Below are 15,107 nucleotides of genomic sequence, written 5' to 3' on the forward strand. Positions count from 1 at the left end.
CGGTGACGGGAATGGATGTGGCGTTATGCACGATTTCGGATTCGCCTCGGGGGATTTGTTCAGACCTGCTCGTGCGGTGGTCGTGAGAACTTCGCGAGTGCCGCGCGGAAGTGGTGGGAAAGTTCTCGCCCCAACAGACGAGAGGGCGACGCTGCGTGATGCCGGGGCCTCCGGATCGCGGTGGACTGGTTGCCGTCCACTTCCGGCTCGGATTGGACCGATTGCCCGTGCGGGCAACACCGAACAGCGCGCGGGAATGCTCCCGGCGGCCCATTTCAACGCGTTTCAGCGGAGCGGGAAAGGCTGAATGCCGTGCGCGTTCGCGAGGTGGGGGCGTTGCGCGGCTGACACCGTTTTGGCCGCTGGCTCCGCAGGTGGGGATGTGTCACGGTGGTTCCCCCAGCGCTGGGCGCTGACGTGCTGCCGATAAAGGGGAGACGGCATGGGACGGCACGTGGACGATCGATCCTTCAAACCGATTGATCGGCAACGCTATCGGAACAAGATGCAACGCGGACTGGACGCCCTGGCCCGCATGCTCGCCGATGGTGAATTCTCCTTCCCCCATCAACAGATGGGGCTGGAGATGGAATTGTGCTTGGTGGACGAGCACATGCAGCCGTCGATGAACAACGTGGTGGTGCTGGAGAAAATCAGCGAGGCGATTTTCACCACCGAGCTGGGGCAGCAGAACATCGAGCTCAACGTCGAACCGCGGGTGCTCGCCGGCGACAGCGCGCTGCGCTTGGAGGAAGGCGTGCGGGCGGCGTTGCGCAGAGCCGACGCCGGGGCGCACGACGCGGGCGCGAAGATCGCCATGATCGGGTCGTTACCGACGCTGAGCAGCTTGCACTTCGACCCGTCGACGCTGACGAGCAATCCGCGCTACTCAGTGCTCAACGACCAGATCATCATGGCCCGCGGCGAGGAGATGCTGCTGGACATGGAGGGCGTTCCGCTGGCCGACGCGGGACCGGAACGGCTGCGTTCCTACGCGGATTCGATCGCGCCGGAGTCGGCGTGCACGTCGGTGCAGCTGCACCTGCAGGTGGCTCCGGAGGACTTCGCGGCGCACTGGAACGCCGCCCAGTGCCTGGCGGGCGTGCAGGTCGCGCTCGGCGCGAACTCCCCCTTCCTGCTGGGCAAGGCGCTCTGGCACGAGACGCGGATCCCGCTGTTCCTGCAGGCCACCGACACCCGCCCGACGGAGCTGCGCAACCAGGGCGTGCGGCCGAGGGTGTGGTTCGGTGAGCGGTGGATCACCTCGATCTTCGACCTGTTCGAGGAGAACGTCCGCTACTTCCCCGCACTGCTGCCGGAACCGGAGGAAGAGGATCCGGTGGCCGCGCTGGACAACGGCCGCGCCCCGAAGCTCAACGAGCTGCGGCTGCACAACGGCACGATCTGGCGCTGGAACCGCCCGGTCTACGACCTGGTCGACGGTGTGCCGCACCTGCGGATCGAGAACCGGGTGCTGCCCGCGGGCCCGTCGGTGGTCGACATCGTGGCGAACGCGATGTTCTTCTACGGCGCGCAGCGCGCGCTGACCGAGCATGATCGTCCACTCTGGACTCAGATGTCGTTCGCGGCGGCCGAGGAGAACTTCTACGCGGGCGCCCGGCACGGCTTCGACGCGCACCTCTACTGGCCGGGTTCGGGCTGGGTCAGGCCGGACGAGCTGGTCCTGCGCCGCCTGCTGCCGATGGCCCACGAGGGGCTCGCGGCCTGCGGGGTCTCCGACGAGGCGCGTTCCCGCTACCTCGGCGTCATCGAGCAGCGGTGCCTGAACCGCCGCAACGGCGCCACCTGGCAGCGGGACGCGGTCGCGCGGCTGGAGGCCGACGGCGCGGATCGCCATGCCGCGCTGACGTCGATGCTGCGCCGCTACATCGAGCTGGCCGACAACGGCGATCCGGTGCACAGCTGGCCGGCGGGCTGACGCTCCGAGGGCACCTGTAGCCACCCTTGAGCAATTGCCATAGGGTGGCAACAACCAGATGGTGTCGACTACGGAGGGAGACCCCGGTGCCCGAGTACGTGCTGCCGGAGTTGGACTACGACTACGCGGCGTTGGAGCCGGCGATCTCCGGGGAGATCAACGAGCTGCACCACAGCAAGCACCACGCCACCTACGTCAAGGGCGCGAACGACACGATCGACAAGATCGCCGAGGCGCGCGACAAGGGCGACTTCTCCTCGATCGTCGGCCTGGAGACCACGCTGGCGTTCAACCTCGCCGGGCACTCGATGCACCTGGTGTGGTGGAAGATCCTGTCCCCGAACGGCGGCGACAAGCCGACGGGCGAGCTGGCGGCGGCCATCGACCAGGACTTCGGCTCGTTCGACAAGTTCCGCGCCCAGATGGAGGCGGTGTCGACCACGATCCAGGGCAACGGCTGGGGCGTGCTGGCGTGGGACCCGGTCGGTCAGCGGCTGATCACCCAGCAGCTGCGCGACCACCACTCCAACCTGTCGATCACCACCACTCCCCTGCTGGTGTTCGACATCTGGGAGCACGCCTACTACCTGCAGTACCGCAACGTGAAGGCGGACTACGTCAAGCAGCTGTGGAACGTCGTCAACTGGGACGAGGTCGCCAAGCGCTTCGACGACGCCCGCAAGGGCCTCAACGGCCTGCGCCTGCCCACGGCCTGACGCGATTTCAATGGGAATCGGGCACCCGACTTCCATTGAAATCGTGGGCCCCGGCTCGGCGGTGAGTGCTCCGACAAGTTCTTGCCGCCGGTAATGATCGAGCCCCGGTCTCCCGAAGGAGGCCGGGGCTCGATCTGTTCCCGAACTGACTACCGCTCCCACCACGAAGCGGACATGTATTAGGTTAGCCTAACCTTGTGGCTGGATCAACCCCTTCTTGCGCTGCTGAGACAGCACGAGAGCGCCTCCGATCGCGGCGGCCAACGAGAGCAGGCCGCCGAGCAGCACCGGCCAGCGCGGCCCGAAGACCTCCGCCAGCCAACCCGAGGCGAGACCGCCGAGCGGCTTGCCCCCCATGAACAGCAACATGTAGAGGCCCATCACGCGACCTCGCATCGTCGGCTCGACGGCCAGCTGCACGGTCGAGTTCGCACTGGTCGTGAAGGTCATGACCGCGACGCCCATCGGGACCAGCGTCGCCGCGAACAGCCAGTAGGACGGCATGACCCCGGCCAGCGCCTCCAGCGCCCCGAACACCCCGGCGCCGACCAGCATCAGCCGCAGCCGGGAACCGGGCCGGGCGCTGCGGCGGGCGGCCAGCGTCGCGCCGGTCAGCGTGCCCACGGCCAGCATCGTGATGAGCATGCCGTAGCCGTCGGCGTCGTGGTGGAACACGTTGCGGGCGATCACCGCGAAGGTGCTCTCGAAGTTCATCCCGAAGGTGCCGATGCAGAACACCAGCACCAGCACGACGACCAGGTCCGGGCGGCCGCGCACGTAGCGCAGGCCGGCCCGGAGCTGACCTCGTTCCTTGCCCACTGCCGTGGCGCGGTGCAGAAGGGCGGTGTCCATCAGCAGGAGACCGGCGACCACGGCCACCGAGCTCAGCCCGTTGACCAGGAACACCCATCCGGTGCCGACGGCGGTGATGGCGACGCCGGCGATCGCAGGCCCGACGATGCGGGCCAGGTTGAAGGTCATGGAGTTCAGCGCGACGGCGTTGGTCAGTTGCGCGGGACCGACCATCTCCACCACGAAGGACTGCCGCACCGGCGCGTTCACCGCCGAGAAGCATCCGAGCACGAAGCACAGCACGTAGACGTGCCAGAGGGCGACGATCCCGGTCACGTCGAGCGTCCCCAGCGCGAAGCCGCAGAGGCCCAGGGCGCTTTGCGTGACGATCAGGATCCGGCGCTTGTCGAACCGGTCGGCGAACACCCCCGCCCACAGCGTGAGCGCGAGGGTGGGGAGGAACTGCAGCGCCACGGCCAGGCCGAGCGCGGCCGGGCTTCCACCGGAGAGCTCCAGGACGAGCCAGTCCTGCGCGGCCCGCTGCATCCAGGTCCCGGTCAGCGAGACGACCTGCCCGGACGCGTAGTAGCGGTAGTTGCGCTCGCGCAGCGAGCGGAACATCCCTCCGCCGGCGTCCACTTCCCGATCCGTCGCGGACGGCGTCTGCCGGTTGACCGGGTCTTCGGCGTCCTCGTCTTCCGCAGACCTTCGAACTTGGTCAACCACGCTTCCGCGAACCGCCTCTCAGCTCTCGCTCATCGACTGGCCAGCCGGTCGATGATCTCGGAGGCGCGGGACAGCACCTCCAGCTCTTCCGCGTCGAGCTCCGCGAGGTGCTGGTCGAGCCATCGCTCGCGGATGGTGACTTCCTCTTCCACTCGGGCGACACCGGGCTCGGTCACCTCGACGATGGCCTGCCGGCCGTCGGTGGGGTGCGGTCGCCGGACCACCAGACCGTTCTCCTCCAGCGCCGCGATGACCCGGGTCATCGAGGGAGGCTGGACACCTTCCTTGGACGCCAGCTCTCCCGGCGTCATGGAGCCGGCCTTGTGCAGGCAGGACAGGGCTGACAGCTGGGACAGCGTGAGGGCCGAATCGGCCCGCTGCGCGCGCAACCGCCGGTTCAGGCGAACGACCGCGAGCCGCAGGCGGCTTGCCAGGGTGCGTTCGCGCTCCGCGATATCGGACACGTCGTTAGTCTACCAAACTATCTCGGGAATTCGGACAAACTGATCAGACGACCAGTGGTCGCATACCTTAGCCAGCGGATGCCTCCGAACGGAGCATTTGACGTGAACATGGCTCGCAGCGCCAAAAGGTCAGGCCACAACCCGTGCCCGAAGCGTGAAAAAGAGGCACTCGCGTCCGAGTTTTCCTGGACGCGAGTGCCTCTTTCAGCAGTGGTTCAGACCCCGAGCACCGAGCTCAGCGGGCCGGAGGCGAAGTACAGGACGAAGGCGGCCGCCACGACCCACATCAGCGGGTGCACCTCGCGGGCCTTGCCGGTGAAGGTCCGCAGCAGCACGTAGCTGACGAACCCGGCACCGATGCCGTTGGCGATCGAGTACGTGAACGGCATGACCGCGATGGTCAGGAACGCAGGCAGCGCGACCGTGAAGTCCGACAGGTCGATCTGGCGGATCTGCGCGAGCATCATCGCGCCCACCACGACCAGCGCCGGGGCCGCGGCCTCCACCGGGATCACCTGGTAGAGCGGGGTCAGGAACATCGCCGCCAGGAACAGCGCACCGGTGACCACGTTGGCCAGACCGGTGCGCGCGCCCTCGGCGATGCCCGAAGCCGACTCCACGAAGACCGTGTTGGAGCTCGCCGAGCCCACACCACCGGCCACCGCGCCCAGGCCCTCGACGGCCAGCGCCTTGCCGATGCCCGGGAGGTTGCCCTTCTCGTCGGTGAGCTCGCCCTCCTTGCCGAGGCCGGTCATCGTGCCCATCGCGTCGAAGAAGTTCGCCAGGACCAGCGTGAACACCAGCATCGCGGCGGCCAGCGCGGGCAACCGGGTGAAGGCGCCGAAGGAGATGTCGCCGACCAGCGACAGGTCCGGCATCCCGGCGATCTGCTCCGGCAGCGCCGGGTAGCCGAGGTTCCAGCCGGTCTGACCGGAGTCGCTGGAGGAACCGGCGTGGAAGACCGACTCGACGATGATCGACAGGACGGTGGTGACCACCACGCTGATCAGGATGCCGCCGCGCACCTTGCGGGCCACCAGGATGGAGGTCAGCACCAGGCCGAAGACGAACACCGCGGTCGGCCAGGAGGCGATCGAGCCGTCGATGCCCAGGCCCACCGGAACGGTGGTGTCGGCCGCGTCCGGCAGGCGCCGCACGAACCCGGCGTCGACCAGGCCGACGAAGGTGATGAACAGACCGATGCCGACCGCGATCGCGGCCTTGAGATCGGCGGGCACCGCGTTGAACACGGCGGTGCGGAACCCGGTCGCGACCAGGATCAGGATGACGATGCCGTCGACGACCACCAGACCCATCGCCTCGGGCCAGGTCACCTGCGGCGCGATCGTCACGGCCAGCAGGGTGTTGATGCCCAGGCCGGTGGCGATGGCGAACGGGTAGTTGGCGATCAGTCCGAACAGGATCGTCATCACGCCGGCGACCAGCGCCGTGGCGGCCGCGACCTGCGGGATCGGCAGGATGTTGCCCAGCACGTCGTGCTTGGCCCCGGCGTCGCTCGGCGAATCGCTGCCGAGGATCAGCGGGTTGAGCACGATGATGTAGGCGACGGTCACGAAGGTGACCAGGCCACCTCGCACCTCTCGACCCACGCTGGATCCGCGCTCACTGATCTTGAAGTAGCGATCCAGCAGCGAGGTCTTGCTCTCGGTTCTCTCCACCATACGAAACTTTCCCATCACGGTGGCCTGTGCGCGGGCCGTTGTTACCGGGAGTAGCCTGCCTGACGTGGTACAAGACGGCGAACGCGCCCCCTCCGAGGCAGATCACCGGCCGGTCCCCTCGCTGCCGCGCAGGCTGGCGGACCCGACGCCGGTGGTCCTGTTCGGCACCTTCCTGTGGTTCGCGGGCGCGGTGCTGTTCGGTTGGCGCGACCTCGTCGACGGCACCTTCGACATCCAGTTCTTCAGCTGCGTCGCGGGAACGACGCTGGGCATCATCGGCTACGGCGTCTTCCGCTGGCAACGCAGCGCCGCCCGCCGAGGCTCCCGAGGCTCCTGGCAGGGCCTCTCGGGCCTGGACACCTGACTTCTCCCCCGAATCACGAGAGCCGGGCCACCTCACCGACGAGGCTCGGGCACCGGGGAAGCGCCCCGTTGCCGCTGTCGGCGCGGAACGCGTCCAGCGCCAGCGCGGCGAAGCGACGGGCCGCGTCCGTCCGCACCTCAGGGCTCGTCGACGACAGACCGCGGCCCGCCAGCAGGACGAGCACCAGGTCGTCGACGCTGAAATCGGTTCGCAGACTCCCGTCCCGCTTCGCCCGCGCGGCGAGCGCCTCCAGCTGACGCAGAACGGCGGAGCGGTGGCGGGCGAACAGCGACGTCCGGCCTCCGGCCGACATGTAGGCGTCGACGAACCCCCTGTTCCGCGCGTTGAGCACGCTCAGGCCCTCGATCACGGTCGTCAGACCTCGCCAGGGATCCGGGTCGGCGCAACCGTCTTCGACGATCTGCCGGCACGCGCGCAGTTCATCGGCGAACGCCGCGTCGACCAGCACCTGCTTCGTCGGGAACCGCCGGTAGAGGGTCGCGGGCCCCACGCCCGCGTGCCGGGCCACGTCGCGCATCGAGATCCCCAAGCCCCGCTCGGAGAGCAGCTCGCGAGCGGTGCCGAGGATCCGATCGCGGTTCTCCCGCGCGTCCGCGCGGAGGTTCTGAGTCACTTCTCCCGCCTTCGTTCTCACTTCCGCTAAGCGGACGCCGGCGTCCACTACTGTCCGGACTGTACCCCTTGTCAAGGCGTTGAACAGGAGGAACAGATGCGCGCGGTGGTGATCGAGCGGTTCGGTGACCCGTCCGGGATGACGGTGCGCGAGGTGCCGGACCCGGTTCCAGCACCCGGTGAGGTCGTGGTCCGGACCGAGGCGATCGGTGTCGGTGGGGTCGATGCCGTGATTCGCCGCGGCACGCTCGGCGGCCTCGGGTTCGCCGAGGGGTTGATCCCGGGCAGCGAGGTCGCCGGTGTGGTCGAGGACCTCGGAGACGGCGTCGATCGGACGTGGCTCGGGCGGCGCGTGTGGGCCTTCACCGGGACGAGCGGCGGCTACGCGGAACGAGCCGCTGCCCGCGTCGAGGACATCACCGCCCTTCCCGACGAACTCCCCGCCGTCGACGCCGCGACCCTGGGCAGTTCGGCCGGAGTCGCGCACTTCGCGCTCGACCGCGCTCGTTTCGCCTCCGGTGAGTCGGTGCTGGTGCGGGGCGCAGCGGGCAGCATCGGGATCGCGGCCGTCGAGCTCGCCGCCCGAGGCGGGGCGAGCACCGTCGCGGTCACCACGTCCTCGCCGGAGCGCGGCGAACGGCTCCGCGAGCTCGGTGCGACGCGAGTGCTGGACCGGGGTGGAAACGGGGAGCCCGGCGACTTCGACGTGATCATCGACGTGGTCGGCGGTGACGGGATGCCGGAATTCCTCGACCGACTCGCTCCCAACGGCCGCATGGTCGCCGTCGGCGTGATCGCCGGGATGCCTCCCGCCGATTTCGGAGCGCGGCTCCTGCGGTCCTTCCAGCAGTCGCGGTCGTTCGCGACCCTCAGCCTCGACAGCGTCCCGCTCGACGAGCGCAGCGCCGTCCGCTCCCGGCAGTTCGACGCCGCCGTCCGAGGCCACCTGCACCCCGTCGTGCACGACGTTCTGAGGCTGGATCAAGCCGCCGAAGCGCACGAGCAGATGGACGCGGGAACAGTTTTCGGCCGAATCATCCTCAGGCCGTGAGAATCGCGCTGAGCTTTCTCACGGATTTTCCTTGAGGATTTTCCAGCAGGTGTTGCAGGTGGGTTCGATGATCCAGTCGATCTCCGTGGCGTCGTGCAGGCGCGCGGCCTGAGCTTCCGCGCCGCAGTGGGATTTCACCTGGTCATCGAGGCTTTCTCGGAGCGCTGAGGCCGGGAAGGCGTGGCGGCCTCCGGGGATGGGGCGCCAGATGTGGGTGAGGTATTCCGTCATTTCTCCTCCTTGGTCGAGGACATGAGATCGTCCCAGCGATCGAGGAGGCAATCTCGTTCATTAGATTGTGTAATGGTGGCGTCTCAGGCCCTGAAATAGATTCTGCGTATGACAACTGCACGTGCCCGGGGATTGGGCGTGGAGATCCGGCGGCTCAGGAAGGACGCCGGGCTGCGGCTGGAGGAGCTGGCCGAGGTGTGCGGCTGGTCGCGGGCGACGTTCGGACGCATCGAGTCCGGCGAGAAGGTCCCGACCGGCATCGAGATCGCGATCATCCTGGGCGCGCTCGGCATCCGCGGCAACGAGCGCAAGCGTCTCCTGGAGCTTGCTCACGACGCGCACCAGAAGCATTGGTGGGCGGTCAGCCGTCCGGGTTTGCCGTCTCACCTCATCTCACTGCTGGAGTTCGAGCAGCGAGCCACGAAGATCACCGACGTGTCGCCCGGATTCGTCCCGGGACTGCTCCAGACAGCCGACTACGCGCGAGCGGTCATGCGCAACGGCGGCCTGGACGAAGACGTCGTCGAATCGAGGGTTTCGCTGCGCATCGGCAGGCAGCGCCTGCTGACCCGGGCGAAACCGGTTGGGCTGCACGCCTTGCTGGACGAGTCGATCCTCTGGCGACCGGTCGGCGGTCACCGCGTGATGGCCGGGCAGTTGCGCCACATTGCGCGGATGAGCAGGTACGACCACGTCACCGTGCAGGTCGTGCCCTTCAGCGCGGGAGTCCACTGGGCGTTGTACGGCAGCGTGCTGATCCAGGAGTTCGCGAGACAACGGCCGATCGTCTACCTCGAACAACGCCGATCAGGATTGTTCCTCGACGAACCCGAAGAGATCTATCCGTTTCTCGAAACCGCTACTAACGTGGCGGAAATGGCGCTGTGCCCAGCGGATTCCGCGAGCCTCGTCCTGGCTCGCGCGGAAGCGATGGAGGTGGACGGGTGATCGACGACTGGCGCACATCCAGCCACAGCGGCCAAGAGGGCAATTGCGTCGAGGTCGGCTGGAGTGCTGACCAGGTCGGGGTCCGGGACACCAAGGACCGCGACGGAGGCACGCTCCGCTTCGAAACCGAAGTCTGGCAGCGCTTCCTGCGGTCGCTGGACGCCTAGCGCAGCAGGGTCGTGGCTTCCGGGTCGGCGAGCAGCGCTGCCAGGGCGAAGCGCTGCTCCCAGGCGTTCGCCGCCCACGCCAGGGCGCGGGCGAGACCGTCCGGGGTGCGTTCGGCGTGGACCTTGCCGTTGGGTTCGACCCACCAGTGGACCTGGTGCTCGCCCGTCGACGCCTGGACGCGCAGCTTGTCGTGCAGCGCGATCTCGCCGTCCGGGACGTCGATGCCCAGCAGCTCGCAACCCGACGGGACGCGGGCGACCTCCGACCAGCGCTGCACGCGACCCGGGTCCGGGACGCGCAGCGTGTTCTCCTCCGAGGCCAGCGGCAGGTCCAGCAGCTCGGCGAGCGCCTCGGCGTCGAACTGCTCCGGGCTGCCACCGGCGATGACCAGCGGAGCCTCCAGGACGCCGAGCATCCACGGCTCGTCCAGCACCACGGCGCGGCCGGTGCTGACCACCGCGCCCGAGACCGAGCGGACCATCTCCGGCGGCTCCAGGTCGGAGGCGTCCACGACGCCCGCGGCGACCGCCTCCGACAGCACCTGGTGCGCGCGCAGCGCCGTGCCCGCGCGGATCGCGCGGTCCGGGTCGCCGAGGCGTTCCAGCAGGTCCTCGGCGTCGTCGCCGTCGTCGATGCGCAGCTCGGCGCGGACACCGGCCAACCGCAGCGCCTCGACGTCGAGATCCACGTCCGGGACCGGGTCGTAGACGCCCGTGAGCTCGTCGGCCCCGGGAAGCCGCCAGTGCCGCGGCGGGTGTCCCTCGATCAGCGCGAACCGGGAGATCCACCAGGCCGAGTAGCCGTGCGGCTCGCGGAGCGCGCGCAACGTGTCCGGGTCGCGGGTGAGCAGGCTGATCGCGGCCGGCCACGCGTCGTCGGCGACCAGGTCGAGATCGCGGATGCCGACGAACCGCGGCGGCGGCCACTCCTCGGGCCGGTCGGCCTCCTGCTCGGCCCACCACTGCCGCGCGTCCGGGAACCGGTCGTCGGCCTCCACCGGATCGTCCTCGACGAACACGCCGAACCCGTCCAGCACGCCGATCGAGGTCAGCAGCTCCGTGGGCCAGCGCTGGGCGACCTCGTCGTCGAGCACCGACAGCGGGGCGCCCTCGCCGAGGTGCTCGGTGTCGATGACCGTCAGCAGCGCGGCCTCCGGCAGCAGCAGCTCGTCGGCTCGCCGGAAGTCGCCCTCGTCGTCGGGCAGCGCCAGCGCACCCAGCCAGTCGCGCGGGTGGGACTCCTCGACCAGCCGCAGCACGGCCTCGGCCAGCGGGCCCACGTCGACGCCGGTCAGCGCGTCGGAGACGCTGCTGCGCACGGCTTCGGCCAGCGGCGGGGCGTCGAGCAGCTCGGCCGGCCCGGCCGGGTGCGCGCCCAGCTTCTCCAGCAGCGCGTGGGTGGCCTCCGGGTGGGCGATGCGCAGCCCCGAGATGTCCAGGGCGGACAGCAGCGCGGCCGGGTCGAGGTCGCGTTCCGGGCGGCTCAGCAGCACGTCCCGCACGCCGTTGACGGTGCGGCCGTCGGCCAGCGGCACCGGCAGCGCGGTGAACTCCTCGCGCGCCTGCGGATCGGCCTCGGCCACCGGGGCCAGCGCGTCGTAGAACCGGTACCACCAGCGCGGTTCGCGGCTCAGGCCGGTGACGGCTTCGACGATCTCGGCGGCGCCGAGCCTGCGGACCTCCAGCGCGTGCAGCGAGCGGCGGTGCCGGGCGTCGGAGAGCTCCGGGGCCAGCAGGCCGGGCACGACGTCTTCGAGCAGCTCCACCAGCTCCGGCGAGACCTGCTCCAGCGCGCGGGCCTCCAGCGGCGCGACCGGCTTGTCGCCCGCCCCGGGCAGCCAGGCCGAGACGCGCAGCCGGTCGTTGACGCCCTGCCGCAGCTTGTCGTCCACATCGGACAGCGGGAATCCCGGCAGCGGCACCAGGGCCGTGCGGTGCGGGCCGGGCAGCTTGTCGACCAGCGCCGGGTAGCACTCCGCGGCGAAGGTCAGGACCTCGTCGGTCGCGGGCGAGGCCGCGGCGCGCCTCCGGTCGGCCTCGACCGGCACGCTCGCCAGCAGCCGCGCGGGCAGCGACAGGCGCTCCTCGGTCGGGGTCGGGGTGTGCAGCACGTCCTCGGCCAGCGGGATCGGCAGGCCCTCGGAATCCAGCGGAACGGCCCACGTGACCTGCCAGTGCGCGGTCGAACGGCTCTCCGCGCCGAGCCCGGACAGCACCGACTGGCTCAGCGCGCCGGACGTCCGGTGCACCAGCCAGCGGTCGCTGCGCACCGGTCCGCGCACCACGACGCGATCGACGTCCTCGTCATCGCGCTGCCAGGTCTGGCGGCCGATGCGGATCTCGGTCAGCGCGGGCAGCGACAGCAGCAGGCCCGGGGCCTGGTCGGCGAAGGAGTCCAGCAGCGCCGTCGCGTCCACATCGGAGCGCAGCGGCAGCCGTACCTCGGTGGTGAAGCCCTCCGGCGGGGTGCCGTCGACCTCCCACGGCAGCCGCAGCACCGGCACGGCGCCCTCGCGGCGGGACAGCTCCTCGGCCGGTCCGGGCAGCTGCGCGGCGGCCTCGCGGGTGCGCTCGGCGGAGAACGCCACACCACCCGACGTCGAGAGCACGCTGGGCGCCTCGGACACCGCGAGCACCGCGGCGAACCCGACGCCGAACCGGCCGACCGACGCGCCTTCGCGCTTGGCGGACGCGCGCAGCGAGGCCAGCGCGGCCACGCCCTCGGCGGTCAGCGGGGCTCCGGTGTTGGCCACCCGCAGCTCGTCACCGACGAGCTCCACGCTCAGGACGCCGTCGGAACCGGCGGCGTCGGCGGCGTTCTGGGCGAGCTCGACCAGCAGGCGGTCGCGGTAGCCGCCGAGGCGCAGGTCCTCCTCGGCGTTGGCGTCCTCCCGGAACCGGGTCGGGGAGGTCTCCCAGGACTGCAGCACGGCACGCCGCAGTCCGGCCGCGCCGAAGCGGTCCGGCTCGTTCACCCGCGCTCCGTGCCGCGCGGTTCGAACTCCAGCGTGGCGTCGTCGTAGACGATCTCGGCGACCGGAACCGTGGACGAGACGTCCACGTCGACCTCGGAGTGCGCGCCGCAACCGAACTCGACGCTGACCACGCGGCCGTCGGCCGGGGCGAACTCGTTGGCGCAGACGCCGAACGCGCTGCCCATCGAACCCGACAGCTTCAGGAAGAAACCGCAGGTCCCGCAGGCCGCGGGCGCGAGCTTGGCGGTGTCGGCGCGCGGGCCGAAGTCACCGGAGTGCCAGCGCTCGGCGGCGTCGGTGCGGCCCTCGAAGCTGAGCACCCGCTTGCGGCCGAGACCGACCTCCTTGGCGACGTCGGCGAACTGCTCGTCGTCGCTGGTCAGGTGGCCAGGGGCCAGCCGCGGGTCGTCCGGGCTCGTCGGCAGCAGATCGCCCGCGCCGAGGTCACCGGGCTGGACGCGGTCGCGCCACGGAACCCAGTCCGGCGCGGTCAGCGCCGACGGACCGGGCAGCAGCACGACCTCGCTGACCGTGACCGGCTCGCCCGCGCCGACGCTGGCGACCGTCACGGCCCAGCGCCAGCCGACGTAGCCGGGGTAGTTCGACTCGAAGTAGTGCGTGACCGCGTTCGGGCCCTCGGGCTCGACGCCGACGTGCGCACCGACCGGGGACGTCGTGCTGTCGGCGACGTCGCCTTCGGTGGTGTCCAGGGTCAGCACCGGCGAACCGATCGGGTCGTCGCCGGGGCGAGCCTCGTCCTCCGCCGCGGCTCGGGCGACGTCCTCGGCCGCCGCGAGCTCCGGGTTCAACGGCTCGGCGGCAGGCTGCCCGGCGTCGTCGTACGGGGCATCCGCGCCTGGGCTGGTCATCGGAGCAGGCATAGGCGTCACATGCTCGATTGTGCCGTACGCGCTCCGCGCCGCAGTCGGCTGTGTCTCCGCCGAGGCCGTCGGGCCGCTGATCCGGAGCGGAGTGGCACTCGGAGTGACCGGGCGTGTCAAGCTTTCGGGGTGCGACTTGCTCACACTGGCCGTCTCTTGTGCGGAGTGCTGCTCACCATCGGACTCGGCGTTGCGTGCTCGGCGCAGGTACCAGCGCAGCACGACGGCCAGCACGACCGCGAGCAAACCGATCAGGGCGTTGGGCACGCGGGAAGCCTGCCACACCTTCGAGTCGAGGTGATCAACGTGCTCCCGCACGACCGCTCCTCGTTCACTCAGGGCTTGGAAATCGCCGACGGCACCCTCTACGAAGGCACCGGCCTGCGCGGCTCCTCGGTGCTGCGCGCCGGCGATCCGCAGGGCGGCGCGGCGCGGCACGAGGTACGGCTGCCTGCCGAGTTCTTCGGTGAGGGGATCACCGTCACGGGTGACCGTATCTGGCAGCTCACCTGGCAGGAAGGGGTTGCGTTCGAGCGCGATCGGGCGACCCTGCGGGAACTGCGCCGAGTGGAGTACCCGGGTGAGGGCTGGGGCCTGTGCTTCGACGGGAACCGGCTGGTGATGAGCGACGGCAGCGACCGGTTGACCTTCCGCGACCCGGCGACGTTCGCCCAGGTCGGTGAGGTGCCGGTGACCCGCGAGGGCTCACCGGTGGAAGAGCTCAACGAGCTGGAGTGCGCGGGCGGCCAGGTGTGGGCGAACGTGTGGGGCAGCGACGAGATCATGCGGATCGATCCGACGAACGGGCAGGTCACGGCCGTCGTGGACGCCGAGGGGCTGCTGCCGCCGGAGCAGCGGGCCGGTGCCGACGTGCTCAACGGGATCGCGGCGGTGCCGGGTACCGACGAGTTCCTGCTGACCGGGAAGAACTGGCCGTCGATGTTCCGCGTGCGGTTCGTGCCCGAATGAATCGATCACTCGCAGGGGTGATCTAGGCCGCATTTTCGTAGCCTGATCGTGTCCAGCTGTATTTTTCGGCGGCTTTCCGCCTCCTTATTCGTGAGGGCGAACTGCGACGGGCTCGCCCGCAACCCGGTCGTGGCGAAGGGAGGTGGGGCAGGATGGCGGACATGGGGACGCGGGGACGTGACCAGCGGTCGGACGAGCCGCGGGGTCGGCCGGGCTGGGGCGCCGGGCAGCGCGGGAAACGCGGTTGGTACGCCGACCGGCAGCGGTCCGGGCAGCGGTTCGAGCCGCCCCACGCCGACCGGACCGATGAGGCCGAGCAGCCCCGCCAGGCCGAGCGGCCCGGCCAGACCGAGCGGCCCGGCCAGACCGAGCGGCGCCGTTACCCCTGGCAGGACGACCCCGACTACGACGACCGGCCCGGCGGCACGAGCCCGCTGCCGCCGCTGCCCGAGGACCACCCCGGCGCGCCGGAGGACTCCGCGGAACCGGAGCAGCCCGAGGCGCAGGAACGTCGCGGGACGGCACCGCCGAAGAACGGGACGGCACCGCCGAAGAACGGGACGGCACCG

The 15,107-nt window shown here is 70.1% G+C and carries 14 protein-coding genes and 1 pseudogene; 8 read left to right on the forward strand and 7 right to left on the reverse strand.

Features of this window, described 5'->3' with window-relative positions:
• Window positions 1-442 precede the first annotated feature (442 nt).
• Both QFW96_RS23625 and QFW96_RS23630 read left to right on the forward strand, forming a co-directional pair.
• Entirely contained in the window at window positions 443-1,939 is a 1,497-nt protein-coding gene (locus tag QFW96_RS23625; protein WP_281457912.1) for a glutamate-cysteine ligase family protein, read from the forward strand.
• An 86-nt stretch (window positions 1,940-2,025) separates the two neighbouring features.
• The gene (locus tag QFW96_RS23630) at window positions 2,026-2,655 is read left to right on the forward strand and encodes a superoxide dismutase (protein WP_281457913.1); all 630 of its coding nucleotides are present in this window, start codon (window positions 2,026-2,028) and stop codon (window positions 2,653-2,655) included.
• Between the two features lie 189 nt (window positions 2,656-2,844).
• On the opposite strand, the gene QFW96_RS23635 is transcribed toward QFW96_RS23630, so the two are convergent.
• The 3 genes from QFW96_RS23635 to QFW96_RS23645 all read right to left on the reverse strand — a co-directional run bounded on the left by QFW96_RS23635 (window position 2,845) and on the right by QFW96_RS23645 (window position 6,319).
• Window positions 2,845-4,068 (reverse strand): MFS transporter, encoded by a 1,224-nt coding sequence (locus QFW96_RS23635; RefSeq protein WP_281457924.1) that lies wholly within the window; start codon window positions 4,066-4,068, stop codon window positions 2,845-2,847.
• Between the two features lie 134 nt (window positions 4,069-4,202).
• Complete coding sequence (locus QFW96_RS23640) at window positions 4,203-4,637, reverse strand: MarR family winged helix-turn-helix transcriptional regulator (protein ID WP_281457914.1); 435 nt, start codon at window positions 4,635-4,637, stop codon at window positions 4,203-4,205.
• Between the two features lie 215 nt (window positions 4,638-4,852).
• On the reverse strand, window positions 4,853-6,319 hold the full coding sequence (locus QFW96_RS23645) for an NCS2 family permease (RefSeq protein WP_281457915.1): 1,467 nt from the start codon (window positions 6,317-6,319) through the stop codon (window positions 4,853-4,855).
• Window positions 6,320-6,383: 64 nt separating this feature from the next.
• Here QFW96_RS23645 and QFW96_RS23650 point away from each other — a divergent pair, with 64 nt between their 5' ends.
• Complete coding sequence (locus QFW96_RS23650) at window positions 6,384-6,683, forward strand: DUF2530 domain-containing protein (RefSeq protein ID WP_281457916.1); 300 nt, start codon at window positions 6,384-6,386, stop codon at window positions 6,681-6,683.
• A gap of 13 nt (window positions 6,684-6,696) precedes the next feature.
• Here QFW96_RS23650 and QFW96_RS23655 read toward each other — a convergent pair whose 3' ends face one another.
• Entirely contained in the window at window positions 6,697-7,317 is a 621-nt protein-coding gene (locus tag QFW96_RS23655; RefSeq protein WP_281457917.1) for a TetR/AcrR family transcriptional regulator, read from the reverse strand.
• A 96-nt stretch (window positions 7,318-7,413) separates the two neighbouring features.
• Between QFW96_RS23655 and QFW96_RS23660 the strand changes: the two genes are divergently transcribed.
• The gene (locus QFW96_RS23660) at window positions 7,414-8,367 is read left to right on the forward strand and encodes a zinc-binding dehydrogenase (protein ID WP_281457918.1); all 954 of its coding nucleotides are present in this window, start codon (window positions 7,414-7,416) and stop codon (window positions 8,365-8,367) included.
• Window positions 8,368-8,385: 18 nt separating this feature from the next.
• Here QFW96_RS23660 and QFW96_RS23665 read toward each other — a convergent pair whose 3' ends face one another.
• Window positions 8,386-8,598 carry a hypothetical protein gene (locus tag QFW96_RS23665; protein ID WP_281457919.1) on the reverse strand — a complete coding sequence of 71 codons (213 nt, stop codon included), beginning with the start codon at window positions 8,596-8,598 and terminating at the stop codon, window positions 8,386-8,388.
• A gap of 108 nt (window positions 8,599-8,706) precedes the next feature.
• Here QFW96_RS23665 and QFW96_RS23670 point away from each other — a divergent pair, with 108 nt between their 5' ends.
• On the forward strand, window positions 8,707-9,546 hold the full coding sequence (locus QFW96_RS23670; protein WP_281457920.1) for a helix-turn-helix domain-containing protein: 840 nt from the start codon (window positions 8,707-8,709) through the stop codon (window positions 9,544-9,546).
• Window positions 9,543-9,713, forward strand: coding sequence for a DUF397 domain-containing protein (locus QFW96_RS23675; RefSeq protein WP_281457921.1), 171 nt, complete (start codon window positions 9,543-9,545; stop codon window positions 9,711-9,713). The genes QFW96_RS23670 and QFW96_RS23675 overlap by 4 nt, the downstream gene beginning before the upstream one ends.
• On the opposite strand, the gene QFW96_RS23680 is transcribed toward QFW96_RS23675, so the two are convergent.
• A complete protein-coding gene (locus QFW96_RS23680; RefSeq protein ID WP_281457922.1) occupies window positions 9,710-12,688 on the reverse strand; it encodes an ATP-binding protein in 2,979 nt (992 codons plus the stop codon). The two genes, QFW96_RS23675 and QFW96_RS23680, sit on opposite strands and share 4 nt — an antisense overlap.
• The gene (locus QFW96_RS23685) at window positions 12,685-13,557 is read right to left on the reverse strand and encodes a DUF3027 domain-containing protein (RefSeq protein WP_281457923.1); all 873 of its coding nucleotides are present in this window, start codon (window positions 13,555-13,557) and stop codon (window positions 12,685-12,687) included. Before QFW96_RS23685 ends, QFW96_RS23680 begins: the two co-directional genes overlap by 4 nt.
• Before the next feature lie 141 nt (window positions 13,558-13,698).
• Between QFW96_RS23685 and QFW96_RS23690 the strand changes: the two genes are divergently transcribed.
• The gene (locus QFW96_RS23690; protein ID WP_425524788.1) at window positions 13,699-14,538 is read left to right on the forward strand and encodes a glutaminyl-peptide cyclotransferase; all 840 of its coding nucleotides are present in this window, start codon (window positions 13,699-13,701) and stop codon (window positions 14,536-14,538) included.
• Window positions 14,539-14,690: 152 nt separating this feature from the next.
• Window positions 14,691-15,107, forward strand: a pseudogene (locus QFW96_RS23695) (hypothetical protein); the annotation flags it as partial.

Origin of the sequence: Saccharopolyspora ipomoeae, assembly GCF_029952525.1 — a bacterium.
GTDB lineage: Bacteria > Actinomycetota > Actinomycetes > Mycobacteriales > Pseudonocardiaceae > Saccharopolyspora > Saccharopolyspora ipomoeae.

What these genes read in the sequence shown, in the direction of transcription:
- QFW96_RS23625 (WP_281457912.1), top strand. Translation starts at nt 443, where the DNA reads ATGGGACGGCACGTGGACGATCGATCCTTCAAACCGATTGATCGGCAA.
- QFW96_RS23635 (WP_281457924.1), bottom strand. Translation starts at nt 4,068, where the DNA reads ATGTTCCGCTCGCTGCGCGAGCGCAACTACCGCTACTACGCGTCCGGG.
- QFW96_RS23645 (WP_281457915.1), bottom strand. Translation starts at nt 6,319, where the DNA reads ATGGTGGAGAGAACCGAGAGCAAGACCTCGCTGCTGGATCGCTACTTC.
- QFW96_RS23660 (WP_281457918.1), top strand. Translation starts at nt 7,414, where the DNA reads ATGCGCGCGGTGGTGATCGAGCGGTTCGGTGACCCGTCCGGGATGACG.
- QFW96_RS23665 (WP_281457919.1), bottom strand. Translation starts at nt 8,598, where the DNA reads ATGACGGAATACCTCACCCACATCTGGCGCCCCATCCCCGGAGGCCGC.
- QFW96_RS23670 (WP_281457920.1), top strand. Translation starts at nt 8,707, where the DNA reads ATGACAACTGCACGTGCCCGGGGATTGGGCGTGGAGATCCGGCGGCTC.
- QFW96_RS23685 (WP_281457923.1), bottom strand. Translation starts at nt 13,557, where the DNA reads ATGACCAGCCCAGGCGCGGATGCCCCGTACGACGACGCCGGGCAGCCT.